This window comes from Streptomyces sp. NPDC048185, from assembly GCF_043202495.1.
Lineage (GTDB): Bacteria > Actinomycetota > Actinomycetes > Streptomycetales > Streptomycetaceae > Streptomyces.
Genome location: NZ_JBIDAN010000015.1, coordinates 91,902 through 103,714, shown reverse-complemented (window position 1 = coordinate 103,714; position 11,813 = coordinate 91,902). Strand labels below are relative to the sequence as shown.

The 11,813-nt window shown below is 70.9% G+C and carries 12 protein-coding genes and 3 pseudogenes; 8 read left to right on the top strand and 7 right to left on the bottom strand.

What is annotated here, in order from left to right; all coding sequences use genetic code 11:
• Positions 1-69 precede the first annotated feature (69 nt).
• From ACGF3H_RS32655 to ACGF3H_RS32640, 4 genes are all read left to right on the top strand, one after another.
• Complete coding sequence (locus tag ACGF3H_RS32655) at positions 70-1,011, top strand: ABC transporter permease (protein WP_362493062.1); 942 nt, start codon at positions 70-72, stop codon at positions 1,009-1,011.
• Positions 1,008-2,855, top strand: coding sequence for a dipeptide/oligopeptide/nickel ABC transporter permease/ATP-binding protein (locus tag ACGF3H_RS32650; RefSeq protein ID WP_362493059.1), 1,848 nt, complete (start codon positions 1,008-1,010; stop codon positions 2,853-2,855). The genes ACGF3H_RS32655 and ACGF3H_RS32650 overlap by 4 nt, the downstream gene beginning before the upstream one ends.
• Positions 2,852-3,727, top strand: a complete 876-nt coding sequence (locus ACGF3H_RS32645; protein ID WP_362493056.1) for an ATP-binding cassette domain-containing protein — start codon at positions 2,852-2,854, stop codon at positions 3,725-3,727. The genes ACGF3H_RS32650 and ACGF3H_RS32645 overlap by 4 nt, the downstream gene beginning before the upstream one ends.
• Before the next feature lie 129 nt (positions 3,728-3,856).
• Positions 3,857-4,237: a VOC family protein gene (locus tag ACGF3H_RS32640; RefSeq protein ID WP_362493054.1), complete on the top strand. Its 381-nt coding sequence runs from the start codon at positions 3,857-3,859 to the stop codon at positions 4,235-4,237.
• A 101-nt stretch (positions 4,238-4,338) separates the two neighbouring features.
• Here the strand turns inward: ACGF3H_RS32640 and ACGF3H_RS32635 are convergent, their stop codons facing one another.
• Positions 4,339-5,742, bottom strand: a complete 1,404-nt coding sequence (locus ACGF3H_RS32635; protein WP_362493051.1) for a cellulase family glycosylhydrolase — start codon at positions 5,740-5,742, stop codon at positions 4,339-4,341.
• A 173-nt stretch (positions 5,743-5,915) separates the two neighbouring features.
• Between ACGF3H_RS32635 and ACGF3H_RS32630 the strand changes: the two genes are divergently transcribed.
• From ACGF3H_RS32630 to ACGF3H_RS32615, 4 genes and pseudogenes are all read left to right on the top strand, one after another.
• Positions 5,916-6,935 carry a hypothetical protein gene (locus ACGF3H_RS32630; protein ID WP_362493048.1) on the top strand — a complete coding sequence of 340 codons (1,020 nt, stop codon included), beginning with the start codon at positions 5,916-5,918 and terminating at the stop codon, positions 6,933-6,935.
• A 121-nt stretch (positions 6,936-7,056) separates the two neighbouring features.
• The gene (locus tag ACGF3H_RS32625) at positions 7,057-7,566 is read left to right on the top strand and encodes a DinB family protein (protein ID WP_362493045.1); all 510 of its coding nucleotides are present in this window, start codon (positions 7,057-7,059) and stop codon (positions 7,564-7,566) included.
• Positions 7,567-7,756: 190 nt separating this feature from the next.
• On the top strand, positions 7,757-8,410 hold the full coding sequence (locus ACGF3H_RS32620; protein ID WP_362493042.1) for a YceI family protein: 654 nt from the start codon (positions 7,757-7,759) through the stop codon (positions 8,408-8,410).
• A 51-nt stretch (positions 8,411-8,461) separates the two neighbouring features.
• Positions 8,462-8,676: pseudogene (locus ACGF3H_RS32615) on the top strand (IS5/IS1182 family transposase); the annotation flags it as partial.
• On the opposite strand, the gene ACGF3H_RS32610 reads toward ACGF3H_RS32615, so the two are convergent.
• From ACGF3H_RS32610 to ACGF3H_RS32585, 6 genes and pseudogenes are all read right to left on the bottom strand, one after another.
• The gene (locus ACGF3H_RS32610; RefSeq protein ID WP_362493039.1) at positions 8,603-9,313 is read right to left on the bottom strand and encodes an IMP cyclohydrolase; all 711 of its coding nucleotides are present in this window, start codon (positions 9,311-9,313) and stop codon (positions 8,603-8,605) included. The pseudogene ACGF3H_RS32615 and the gene ACGF3H_RS32610 overlap by 74 nt on opposite strands.
• A 214-nt stretch (positions 9,314-9,527) precedes the next feature.
• Positions 9,528-9,679 (bottom strand): annotated as a pseudogene (locus ACGF3H_RS32605) (helix-turn-helix domain-containing protein); the annotation flags it as partial.
• Positions 9,680-9,742: 63 nt separating this feature from the next.
• A pseudogene (locus ACGF3H_RS32600) lies at positions 9,743-9,866 on the bottom strand (transposase family protein); the annotation flags it as partial.
• 213 nt (positions 9,867-10,079) lie between these two features.
• Positions 10,080-10,478, bottom strand: a complete 399-nt coding sequence (locus ACGF3H_RS32595; protein ID WP_362493036.1) for a VOC family protein — start codon at positions 10,476-10,478, stop codon at positions 10,080-10,082.
• The gene (locus tag ACGF3H_RS32590) at positions 10,475-10,984 is read right to left on the bottom strand and encodes a cupin domain-containing protein (RefSeq protein ID WP_362493340.1); all 510 of its coding nucleotides are present in this window, start codon (positions 10,982-10,984) and stop codon (positions 10,475-10,477) included. Before ACGF3H_RS32590 ends, ACGF3H_RS32595 begins: the two co-directional genes overlap by 4 nt.
• 264 nt (positions 10,985-11,248) lie before the next feature.
• Positions 11,249-11,758, bottom strand: coding sequence for a nuclear transport factor 2 family protein (locus ACGF3H_RS32585; RefSeq protein ID WP_362493033.1), 510 nt, complete (start codon positions 11,756-11,758; stop codon positions 11,249-11,251).
• Positions 11,759-11,813 lie beyond the last annotated feature (55 nt).

Sequence of the window (11,813 nt, the reverse complement as noted above, 5' to 3'; positions counted from 1 at the left end):
GCTGCCGGGGCGGAACGGGCCGCCGACGCCCGCACCGCCCCGGACGGCCCGTCACGGATACCGAGTGCCATGCTGAACTTCATCGCCCGCCGGATCGCCTCCGGCATCCTGCTCCTGGTCGTCATCTCCCTGCTCAGTTACGTCCTGCTGTCGGTTCCCGGCACCGACGTCGGACGGCAGCTCCTCGGCCAGGGCGCCGACCAGGCCGCCGTCGACGCGAAGAACGCCGCCCTCGGCCTGGACCGGCCGGTGCTGCGGCAGTACGCCGACTGGCTGGCCCACGCCCTGCGCGGCGACCTCGGCACCTCGTGGTTCACCAGCGAGGACGTCACCCGGGCGGTGACGGGCCGACTGCCGGTCACCCTCAGCCTGATGGCCGGCGTCACGCTGGTCACCACGGTGGTCTCCTTCCTGCTCGGCGTCCTGGCGGGGGTGCGGCGCGGCGCCGTCGACCGGTTCGTCCAGGTGCTGGGGGTCGTGGGCTACGCGCTGCCCGGCTTCCTGGTGACGCTCGTCCTCGTGCTGGTCTTCGCGGTCCGGCTGAACTGGTTCCCGGCCATCGGCTACACCCCCTTCACCGCATCACCCGGCGGCTGGCTGTCCACGGTCACGCTGCCGGTGCTGTCCCTGTCGGTCGCCTCCGTGGCCGGCGTCTCCCAGCAGGTGCGCGGCGCGGTGATCGACGTCCTGCGTCAGGACTACGTCCGTACGCTGCGCGCCCGAGGTCTGCCGGCCTCCCGGGTCGTCTTCCGGCACGTGCTGCGCAACGCCTCCGCGCCCGCGCTGTCGGTACTCGGCATGCAGTTCGTGGGCCTGCTGGGCGGTGCGGTCGTCGTGGAGCAGATCTTCGGGCTGCCCGGCATCGGCAGCATGACCGTCACCTACACGACCCGGGGCGACATACCCGTGATCATGGCGCTGGTCATGCTCAGCGTCGTCGGTGTCGTCCTGATCAACCTCCTGGTCGACATCATGATCGGCTGGCTCGACCCGAAGGCGAGGGCCGCATGAGCGAGAACCTTCCGGCCGACGTACCCGCCCCTGCCGCGGGTCCTTCCAACAGCGCGGCGAGCGCCGGAGGGAGGGGGGCGGTTCCCGGTCGCCGCGTGCTGCGGCGCCTGCTGCGCAACCCCCTCGGCGCGGGGTCCGCCGCCGTGCTCCTGCTGCTCGTCGCCGCGGTGCTGCTGGCCCCCTGGCTGGCGCCGCAGGATCCCTCGGCCGCCTCGCTCGGCCAGGCCTTCGCCGACCCGGGCGGCGGGCACCCGCTGGGCATGGACTCCGCGGGCCGCGACATCCTCTCCCGCATCCTGTACGGCGGGCGCAACACCCTCGCCGGAGCGCTGATCGCCCTCGGCATCGCCCTGTTCCTCGGCGTGCCGGCCGGGCTGTACGCCGGCTACCGCGGCGGCCGGTTCGACTCCGCCGCCAACTGGACGGTCGACCTCGTCATGGCCCTGCCCGCGATGGTGGTGCTGCTCGCCTCCCGCGCCATTCTCGGTCCCCGCGTGTGGGCCCTGATGGTCGTGCTGGGCGTGCTCGCCGCACCGAGCTTCCACCGCCTGGTGCGGGGCGTCGTCGCCGGCGTGCGCAACGAGCTGTACATCGACGCCGCCAAGGTCTCCGGCCTGTCCGACGCCCGCATCGTGGCCCGGCACGTCCTGATCGTCGTGCGCGGACCGGTCATCATCCAGGTGGCCCTCGTCGCCGGCGTCGCGATCGGCCTGCAGGCCGGCCTGGAGTTCCTCGGCGTCGGCAGCGGGTCGACGGCGACCTGGGGCGCGATGCTCAACGAGGCGTTCCAGAACATCCAGCGCGCGCCCCTGCTGATGCTGTGGCCGGGCCTCGCCCTGGGCCTGACCAACGGCGCTCTCGTCCTGTTCGCCTCGGCCCTGCGCGACGGCCTGGAGGACCGTGCCGGACGGCCGGCCGCCGCCCGCCCGCGGAGTGCGCGCCGCCGCACGGCGCCGGTGCCGGGCGACAAGGACCGCAGCACAGCCGGGGGTGCGTCGGACGACCGGGCCGAGCTGCTGTCCGTGCGCGGGCTCACCGTGACCTACGCACAGCCGGACGGCACCGAGAAGCAGGTCGTGCACGGGGTCGACCTCGATGTGCGCGCCGGGGAGATCGTGGGACTCGTCGGCGAGTCCGGCTCCGGCAAGACCCAGACCGCCTTCGCCGTGCTCGGGCTCCTGCCCGACGGCGGGCGGATCGGCGGCGGCAGCGTCCTCGTCGGCGGACGGGAGGTGACCGGGCTGCGCGAGCGCGACCGCCGGGAACTGCGGGGCCGCACCGTCGCCTACGTCCCGCAGGAGCCGATGAACAATCTCGACCCCGCGTTCACCGTCGGCAGCCAGCTCATGGAGCCCATGCGGCACACCCTCGGCCTCTCCCGGCGGGAGGCGGCCCGGCGCGCGGCCGAGCTGCTGCGCCTGGTGGAGGTCCCGCGGCCCGAACACGCACTGCGGCTGTACCCGCACCAGATCTCCGGCGGCATGGCCCAGCGGGTCCTCATCGCCGGCGCGATGTCCTGCGACCCCGAACTCCTCATCGCCGACGAACCCACCACGGCACTCGACGTACGGGTCCAGGCGGAGGTCCTCGACCTGCTGCGCCGCCTTCAGCGGGAGCGCGGGCTCGGCGTCCTCCTGGTCACCCACGACCTCGGGGTGGTCGCGGACCTGTGCGACCGCGTCGCGGTGATGAACGGCGGCCGGATCGTGGAGACCGGCACCGCCGAACAGGTCCTGCACTCCCCCGGGGATCCCTACACCCGCACTCTGCTCGATGCCGTCCTCGACGAGGCTCCGGCACGTGGCCCCTGGCAGCCCCGAGAGGCGAGGAGCACCACCGTATGACCGCCGCCCACGTCACCGGGACCGCCGGTCCCGCCGTCCCGCAGGTCCCCCTGCTCAAGGTGCGGGACCTGAGGGTGTCCTTTCCCGGCCGCGGCCGGCGCGCCCCGCGGACGGAGGTGCTCAAGGGGGTGTCCCTCGACGTCCGGCCGGGCGAGACCCTCGGTCTGGTCGGGGAGTCCGGGTCGGGCAAGACCACCATCGGACGCGCCGTGCTGGGTCTGGTGCCGGTGCGGTCCGGCACGATCACCTTCGACGGGGAGCCCGTCCACGCGGCCGGCCGCAACCGCCGTCGCGCTCTGAGCCGGGACCTCCAGGTCGTCTTCCAGGACCCGTACACCTCCCTGAACCCCTCGCTCACCGTCGGGGACACCCTCGCCGAGCCCCTGATCGCGCACGGCACGGGTCCGCGTGAGGCCCGGGAGCGGGTCCGTGACCTGCTCGACCGGGTCCAGCTGCCCGCGGACGCCGCCCACCGCCTGCCCCGCGAGTTCTCCGGTGGCCAGCGGCAGCGTGTCGCCATCGCGCGTGCGCTGGCCCTGCGTCCCCGGCTCGTCATCTGCGACGAGCCGGTCTCCGCACTGGACCTGACGACACGGCGGGCGGTGCTCGACCTGCTGCTGGACATCCAGGAAGAGACCGGCACGGCGTACCTCTTCGTGACGCACGACCTGTCCGTGGTGCGGTTCATGAGCCATCGGGTGGCGGTGATCCACCGCGGGGAGATCGTGGAGACGGGTGACGCCGCCGACGTCACCGGGGCTCCCCGGCACGCCTACACCCGGGCGCTGATGTACTCCGCCCCCGTGGCGAACGTCGCCGCGCAGCGCCGGCGCAGGGAGGAGGCGCGGAACCTGGCCGGCCCGCGCGAGTGAAGGGAACCGGGAAATCGATTCACCCGCGCTCGACCGTCCGGTACGGTCGCCGAGTCGTTCTCACCGCCGGGGACCATGGGCTTCGCGTGTGGTCCCTCCGGCAGTCACCCGGCTGAAAGCAGGTCTCTCATGGCGTGTCGGATCAGTGAACTCGTACTCGGCTGCCGTGACCCGGAGTTGCTGGCGCGGTTCTGGTGCGAGGTCCTGGACTTCGTCGTGCTGGACCGCGAGGACGACGGCACCCTGGAGATCGGGCCGCGTGAGGGGTTCGGCGGTCCGCAGCCGACGATCATTCTGAGCCGCCGGGACGAGCCGGAGAAGGGCAAGTCCCGGCTGCACATCGACGTCAACGCGACCGACCGCGACCAGGACGCCGAGCTGGAGCGCCTCCTGGAACTGGGTGCGCGCCCGGCCGACATCGGCCAGACGGGCGAGGAACAGTGGCACGTCCTCGCCGACCCCGAGGGCAATGAGTTCTGCCTGCTCAAGACCCGCCTCGCGCCGCTGTAGCGGAGCGGGGCCGGAGCTGACCGCCGGTGGTGTCCGTGCCGTGTGCCCCTCAGCGCACCTCTGTTGGTGAGGGCACCAGAGTTGTACCGGCGGCAGGCAGTTCACCTCGTGCGCGGAGTGACGACGACGGTGACGTGTGCGCCGGGCCGTGCTCCGACGCGCGCGATCGCCGCGCGGTCCCCCCGCAGCACGGGGGTGGCGGTCCGGGCGGCCCCGGTCAGGCCGATCCGCCAGCCGCCCGCCCGGGGCGGCACGGAGATCTCGGTGACGCAGCGTCCGGCCCGGTACGAGAGCCGGAAGGCGCCGCTGCCCGGCGTGTACGTCTCGGCGGTGATCCGGCCGGCGACCGCCGGGGCGTACGGCGCCATGGTCTGCTCCTTGTTGGTGCGGAAGCGCCCCTGGGCGTCGACGGCGCAGTACCCGTCGCCGTAGCACCAGACGTAGCCCGCCCAGCCGGAGCTGTAGCGGTTCAGGGACGACAGGGCGTCACGGTAGAAACGCCCCATGTTCGGCAGGGAGTTGTTGAGCGGACCCCACTCCCCCACCACCACGGGGACGCGGTACCGGCGCGGGTAGTCGGTCACCGCGGCCTCGTACGCCTCGACCCAGCCGGCCGAGGGGTCGTAGTCGGCGCCCGCCTCCATCGCCGTGTTGTAGAAGTGGGGCGCGTAGACGGCCCTGGGGTCGTCGACACGGCCCAGACCGGTGGGGACGCCCTCCCCCACGGCGGGAGTCGGTTCGAAGAAGAGCCAGGAGTCGTCGTCGACGGAGCGGACGGCGTCGGCGAGGCGGTTGTACAGGGGGGTCAGGTGGTCGCGCTCGATGCGCCTGGCGGCCGTCGGCACATCCTCGCCCGGTGCGATCTCGCCCATGGGCTCGTTCATCAGGTCGTAGCCGAGGACGGCGGGATGGTTCCCGAGGCGTGTGGCCAGCACCCGCCACATGTCCCCCTGGGCGCGCCGCAGGTCCGGGTCCTCGTAGAGGTGGGTGAACGCACGCTGCACGGCCGGTTCGAAGTACTCGGAGAACCAGTCTCCGGGGTGCGGGGTGAACGCCAGTCCGTCGGTCCTCGTCGCCCACTCGGGGATGCCGCGGTGTCCGAAGGCGGGCCCGAAAACGTCCTGGTGCGCGTCGATCAGCACCTGGATGCGGTACGTGTGCGCCCAGTCCAGGATGCGTTCGATCCTTTGGAGGTACCTCTCGCTGTAACGGCCTCGTTCGGGTTCGAGGTCGTCCCAGAAGACCAGCAGCCGCGCGAAGCCGAACCCCCGGGCCCGCAGGTCCCGGAAGTGCCGCTCGCCGATCGCGGACAGGGCGGCCTCACCGCGGTGGGACTTGTCCTCGACGTTCCAGCCGCGCAGCGTCAGGACGCGGCCCCGGTCGTCGGTGAGTCGCGGAACGCCCGGGAGCGGATCGCGGTGCTCCTCGACGGCGGGCCGTGCGTGGGCGGTTGCGGTGGACAGCAGGACGGTGCAGACGAGCGCGGCGAACAGACGGCGGTACATGAGACCTCCGGCACGGTCGGTCGGCAGTGCGGCAGATCACATCAGGAAAGCTGAGCATTGTTCAAGAGTGCGGACCGGCCGTACGGCCGCACCCCTTGCCGAGGGGGCGACCGGGCCGTTACGTTCCCGGCGAGCCCGTTCATCTACGCGCGTCACTCCTCAGGGGGAGCTCCATGCACATACGCAAGGCCGTCCTGTCCACGATCGCTCTGCTCGGCGCGGGACTCTCCGTCGCCGCCTCCACGGGCGTGACCGCGGCCCGGACCGGTGCCACGACGAGTGGCACGACGGCTGGTACGACGGGTGGTACGACGGGTGGTACGACGCATCCTGCCGCCGCGGCCGACGGATGGCAGCAGGTCGGATCCGACATCAGAAGCGGCGTGAGCGGGCTCACCGTCATCTCCCGGTCGGGCGGCACCTACCGCGCCCTGGTCGCCCTCGACAACAAGCGGCCCGGCGAGACCCGCATCGCCCGGCTCACCTACGGGCCCGGCGAGTCCGGATCCGCGACGGGCGTGCGGCCGCTCGAGTGGCAGGGCGGCGCCGAGCCGATCGACCTCGAGGCACTCGAAGCCGTGCCGGGCACCTCCGACGAGTACCTCGCCGTGGCGAGCCGGGGCCTCGTCTACCACCTCCGGAGCACCGGTGACGGCAAGACGGTCGAGGTCCGCGATCTCTCACCGCTCCCGGCGATCGGCCAGGCCGACAACTTCGAGAGCTTCACGCTCGTTGCGCAGCACGGCAGACTGGCGGCCGTCTGGGCCGACCGGGGCGAGGGCACCGACCGGCCGGCGACGCTCTACGCGGCACCGCTGTCGTTCGACGCATACGGGGGGTCGGCGTTCGGCGCCGTGACGAAGGCCGTCTACCGTGCGCCGTATCCCACAGGCCACGTCCGGCACGCCTCCGACATCGCCGTCACCGACTCGGGCCGCCTGCTGATCGCCTCGGCGTCGGACGAGGGGGACGACGGCCCGTTCGACTCGGCGGTGAGCGACGCGGGTTCGGTCCGGCTCGACCGCTCGGGCCGGGTGCGGCTGAGGGCGGCCGGCCGTCCCGAGGTGCTGCGGACGTTCCAGGGCCACAAGGTCGAAGCGGTGGACTGCGTGCCCGGCTCCGGCGTCGCGGTCCTCGGCACGGACGACGAGAACGCCGGGGGTGCGGTCACGACCGCCCGCATCTGCGACTGACCATCCGTTCCGCGCCGACTCTTCCGGGCACGCCGGCCCTGCCGCATCCGCCACCGGTGGACGGCGGGGCCGGTGGGCAAGGGTGCCCGGAAGTCCGACTGAGACGCCTATCGTTGGGGTCATGGCCTTCCACCCGACGACGGAGCCCTCCGTCTTCCGCGCAGCGCTCCGGGAGCAGTTCGAGACGTTCCTCGACGAGCACCGGACCGCGCTGCACGACAGCCTCGACGGACTGACGGAGGAGCAGGCGCGCCGGTCCCTGGTCGCGTCGAGGACCACCTTGCTGGGGCTCGTCAAGCACGCCACGTTCGTCGAGAAGGTCTGGTTCGACGAGGCCGTCACGTGCCGGCCGCGCAGCGAGATCGGTATCCCGGGCACGCCCGACGAGTCGTTCGAACTCCACGACGACGACACGGTCGCCTCGGTCCAGCACGCCTACCGGCAGACCTGTGCCGCGTCCCGCCGTGCCACGGCGGACCTGTCACTGGACGACCTCGTGCGGGGCAACCGCCGGGGTCCGCTGCCGCTGCGCTGGGTCTACCTGCACACGCTGCGCGAGCTGGCCCAGCACTGCGGCCACGCGGACATCCTGCGCGAGCAGATCCTCGGCGGCACGGCACACGCCTCCTGACGCCGGCCACGGGGAGTCCGGCGTGAGCGTCCGCCCCTCGGTGCGGCACGTGTGGCCCGTTCATGTCGATCTTGTGCACCTTTGCAGCCGACGCCATGGAAGCCGGACAAGGCCTCACATCTCGCCACGTGATCTCCAGCGCCTCCGTGATAACACGAAGTGATCACTTCCGAGAGGGGCCTACGATCTCATGGGTATCTTCAGCCGCCGCCCGTCCACCCTGGCCGAGCCCACGTCGACTGTCCGCTCCCATGCGCACGTCGCGGTGGCCGACGCCGACGGTGCCGCGCTCGACCCGGCGCTGCGGTCCCTGACCGGCCGCTGGACCATCGACCGCCCGCACAGCCGCATCGGCTTCTCGGTGCGGCACGCCATGGTCACGACGGTGCGCGGGGCGTTCGCCGACTACGACAGCACCCTGTACTTCGACGGTGCCCGGCCCTCCGAGTCACGGGCAGAACTCGTCATCCGGGTCGGCAGCGTCGACACGGGCGTGGAACAGCGGGACGCGCACCTCGTCGGCCGGGACTTCTTCGACGTACGCCGTTACCCGGAGATGGTGTTCCGCAGCACCACCACCACCCACGAGGGCGGCGAGACCTTCCGGATGACGGGCGACCTGACCATCCGTGACGTCACCCGGTCCGTCGACCTCCAACTCGACTACCTCGGTTCGGTCGTGGACCCATTCGGCTTCGAACGAGCCGGCTTCGACGGCACCACCACCATCGACCGCACCGAGTGGGGTCTGGTCTACAACCAGCGCCTGGAGGCGGGCGGCGCGATGGTGAGCGAGAAGGTCCGGCTCCAGTTCGACATCTCCGCGATCAGGTCGGCGGCCTAAGAGGTCGTTTTCGCCCGATGTTTCATCCCGAGATGAGGGGTTTGTTGGCTTCTTTCGGGTCGCGCCAGGAGATCGAATCCGACCGACCGCGGCAAGAGGGGATCGAAAATCCACCTCATCGTCGATCGCCAGGGCCTGCCCCTGTCGGTCGGCATCTCCGCCGCCAAGGCAGAGTCGATGGCCCGGCCAATGTCAGCTCTGGGCCGGCGCGGCTTGTCGAACGTCTGCCTCCGCGAGACCACCGGGCGAGAAGACCGCGGCGGCGATCCGAAGCTGAGGCGGCAGAGAGGCCCACAGCTCATCGAGAAGACCGCGGCGGTTTCCGGCGGTGATGCGGACCTCAGTGAACGGGTCGCCGGTCGCGATCTCATGCCCGTCCGAGCGGTATGTAGTCATGAGCACCCCCTCACCGGGCTCCAGGTAACTGACCTCGAGAGTCAGCCGGTTTGTAGCCGTGCGTCCCCCGCTGCTGTGTCGCGCGGCGCCGAACCAGGCTCGCCCGCCGACCTGGCCGTCAGCGACGACGGTCAGCCGCGGGGTGAATATCGGCGGGTCTGGTTCGTAGTCCAAACCGTCCAGGGCCAGGGCGGGAAGCTCACCAGAGTCGAGCCGGTCGGCGACTGTGGCGACCTGTTCACCGTTGCCGAAGACCAGCCACTGGCCGCTCTGGCGGGCGGCGACGTAGTGACGCAGGTGATCGTGTGCGCTCGATTCCGACGGAGCGACAAGCAGCGCTCCCTCCGGAGTGCGGTGCAGAGCACGGGCCTTGGAGGCAGGGCTTCGTCCTGTGAGGAAGTACCCCCCAAGCGAGTCCCCGTCGCCGGTTCGGCACCACAGCACCCCGCGTCCGGGGTAGTGGTTGTCCGCCAGTACGTTGTTCAAACCGTTCACCGAGCTCAGCACTCCTCCGAGGTTATGGCGTCCCCGCATCGTGCGAGGCCGTCGACGACATCCAAGCGAATCGGCACGCGATGCCGTTCGCGGGGGGCCGCCATCGGGCCTGTCACAGCCACTCGTTGATCGCCGCGACCAGCACGGTTGCCTCGTAGCGGACGGAGGGCTTGTCATATCCTCGTGGCTACTGCACGGTGCCTCTTGAGACGATTGATTCCGCACCGCCCTCGGTTCGCCAGCGGCGGACCCATTTGTGGGCCGTGGGCCGGGATACCCCATATCCGCCGCGACGTGCGCGACGCGACGGCCCGCCAGGACGCGTTCGACCAGGATCCGTCTGCCGTGAACGGCCAGCCGGGCATTACGGTGGGACACGAAGACCTCCGTGTGCGGTGAAGCCTAGGACCTGTCTGTTAATTGATCTTGTGGTGGGTCGTGGAACCCGGCGGCGATCTGCGCGAGGGTGTCGTGCCGACGAAGGTAGACCAGACCGACGAGAGCACGCTGGTGGGGCGGGAGCTTGCAGCGGAGGCAGGTCGAGTGCGGCAGGGTAGGGAACCAACGAGGCTCCTGCGCTGATGAGTTGAGACGTCGAACACCTCTCTCAACGGCACAGGAGCCTCGTACGTTGCGGAAGAGCAGCCCGTCACCCGACCAGTGGCCATTCTGAAAACGCTCACTGGCAGTCAACGAAGTCACGCGGTGGCCGCCCGGAGACAGCGTCACCACTGTCCCGGTGCGGCTCCGGGTCCGCTCGTGATCTGCCGGACGTTGGTCACCTCCAGGCGCGGGAGCACAGGACCAGGCGATAGCCGTCCGGGTCGGCGATCGTCATGCCGTGCTTCTCCCAGTACGGGTTGTGGGCCAGAACACGGGTACCGCCGGCCGCCACCAAACGGTCGGTCAGGGATCCGTCGGCCGGTTTGCCCAGGTAGACCACGAACAGATCGTCCACTGTCGGGGTCGGCTCCAGTGGGTGTTCCGGGTCATGCGTCAGCTCGAAGTGCCAGGTCGCCTCCGGCCAGCCGACCATCAACAGGTCGTGCTCGCCCGGGACACGCTTGGCGGTGCGCTCCAGGATGGCCAGGCCGAGCCCCTCGACGTAGAAGCGTTCGGCGGCGGCGAGGTCCCGCGAGGGCCGGGCAAGCCGGACACGGACGGGGTGGTCGATCATGCCGACGCTTCCAGGGCAGAGCGCCAGACGGGGCTGTCGACATAGTGGTTGTCGAACCGCTCCGCCGATTCGGCGATCTCCTTCGCGTCCGACTCCCCGCGCATCACCCGGCCGAGCAGGCGCAGGTAGTCGAACCGGCCCATGCCCGGAGTGAAGACGAACAGGACGTCGGCTTCACAGCCGGGTGCTGCGGCGAAGGCGTGTGGGGTGTGCGGCGGCACTGCGAGGAAGTCACCCGTCTCCAGGACGGTGACCTCCTCGTCCACCAGTACCTGAAGAGATCCGCTGATGACGAAGAACAGCTCCGTCGCCTTGGTGTGCAAGTGCGCGGGTGCCCCCACGGCTCCCTTGGCGAAAGTGGACCGGTAGCTGGTGAAGCCGTCGGCCGTGTCGTCCGAGTCGGCGAGCAGTGTCATCACACTGCTGGGGTCGGCACTGGTCTCGGCTTCCGCGTGGCGCGTCAGTATCGGCGGGAACGGCGCGGCGGGCAGCGCCTCGGCAGGCATGTGGTCGACGTGCACGTCGACGGTGGCGGACTCGGACGCACCGGCTATCGCTTCGGACGGGCCATGGCCGGTGCGCGGGTCCACGCCGGTGGGGCGGGCATGCGGCTGCGTCTGGTGCCCGGCCGCCGTCGGTGGCCGGCCTGTCCCGCCGATGTCGGAGTACTTCATGTCGCGTCCTTCTTTCGTGGTGTTGTGGTACCGGTGTCAGTGTGCTGTTGCTACGGCCGTGTTTCGCGTGGGTCGGGACGCAGTGACCTGGTGCGGTCAGACGCCGAAGATCGCGAGCGGATCGCCGGTGAGCCAGGTGTTCTCGATGTGTATCCGGCGGATGAGCCAGCGGCTGCCGTCGCGGATCAGGTCGACGGTGTAAGGGTTCTTCAGCAGCGCGTGTGTGTCCGGGGCGTCGATGAGCACGTGCTGGGCCTCGACCAGCGCGGTGAGGCGGGCGGTGTCCCCATCGATGCCGATGCGCACGTTGGCGACCTGGTGAGTGGTGTCCACCCTGCCCGTGAACATGGCCAGGATGGTGCTGACGATGGTGTCCCGGCCGCTCATCACGGGAGGCTCGCCGCCCCAACGTGCGGCGGCCGGGCGGAAGTCCAGCTCCGCATCGGCGGTGAACGCCGAGGCGAACAGGTCTCCGTCCTTCAGGTCCTGCCCCAGAGCGAACCGGTGGAGAGCATCAGCGATCTCGGCGCGGTCGCGCAGCTCGGCGACAACCGCGGCGGTGTCGCCAGGTTGTGCGGCCAGGGTGAAGGGGGTCTCGGCGTCCATGTCATCCTCCGGTTGCCGGTGGCGTCGTGTTCGACGTCACCCACTCTGCTGCCGC

Excerpts from the sequence above, each read along its gene's own strand:
- ACGF3H_RS32655 (WP_362493062.1), top strand. The coding sequence starts at position 70 with ATGCTGAACTTCATCGCCCGCCGGATCGCCTCCGGCATCCTGCTCCTG.
- ACGF3H_RS32650 (WP_362493059.1), top strand. The coding sequence starts at position 1,008 with ATGAGCGAGAACCTTCCGGCCGACGTACCCGCCCCTGCCGCGGGTCCT.
- ACGF3H_RS32645 (WP_362493056.1), top strand. The coding sequence starts at position 2,852 with ATGACCGCCGCCCACGTCACCGGGACCGCCGGTCCCGCCGTCCCGCAG.
- ACGF3H_RS32640 (WP_362493054.1), top strand. The coding sequence starts at position 3,857 with ATGGCGTGTCGGATCAGTGAACTCGTACTCGGCTGCCGTGACCCGGAG.
- ACGF3H_RS32635 (WP_362493051.1), bottom strand. The coding sequence starts at position 5,742 with ATGTACCGCCGTCTGTTCGCCGCGCTCGTCTGCACCGTCCTGCTGTCC.
- ACGF3H_RS32630 (WP_362493048.1), top strand. The coding sequence starts at position 5,916 with ATGCACATACGCAAGGCCGTCCTGTCCACGATCGCTCTGCTCGGCGCG.
- ACGF3H_RS32625 (WP_362493045.1), top strand. The coding sequence starts at position 7,057 with ATGGCCTTCCACCCGACGACGGAGCCCTCCGTCTTCCGCGCAGCGCTC.
- ACGF3H_RS32620 (WP_362493042.1), top strand. The coding sequence starts at position 7,757 with ATGGGTATCTTCAGCCGCCGCCCGTCCACCCTGGCCGAGCCCACGTCG.
- ACGF3H_RS32595 (WP_362493036.1), bottom strand. The coding sequence starts at position 10,478 with ATGATCGACCACCCCGTCCGTGTCCGGCTTGCCCGGCCCTCGCGGGAC.
- ACGF3H_RS32590 (WP_362493340.1), bottom strand. The coding sequence starts at position 10,984 with ATGCCTGCCGAGGCGCTGCCCGCCGCGCCGTTCCCGCCGATACTGACG.
- ACGF3H_RS32585 (WP_362493033.1), bottom strand. The coding sequence starts at position 11,758 with ATGGACGCCGAGACCCCCTTCACCCTGGCCGCACAACCTGGCGACACC.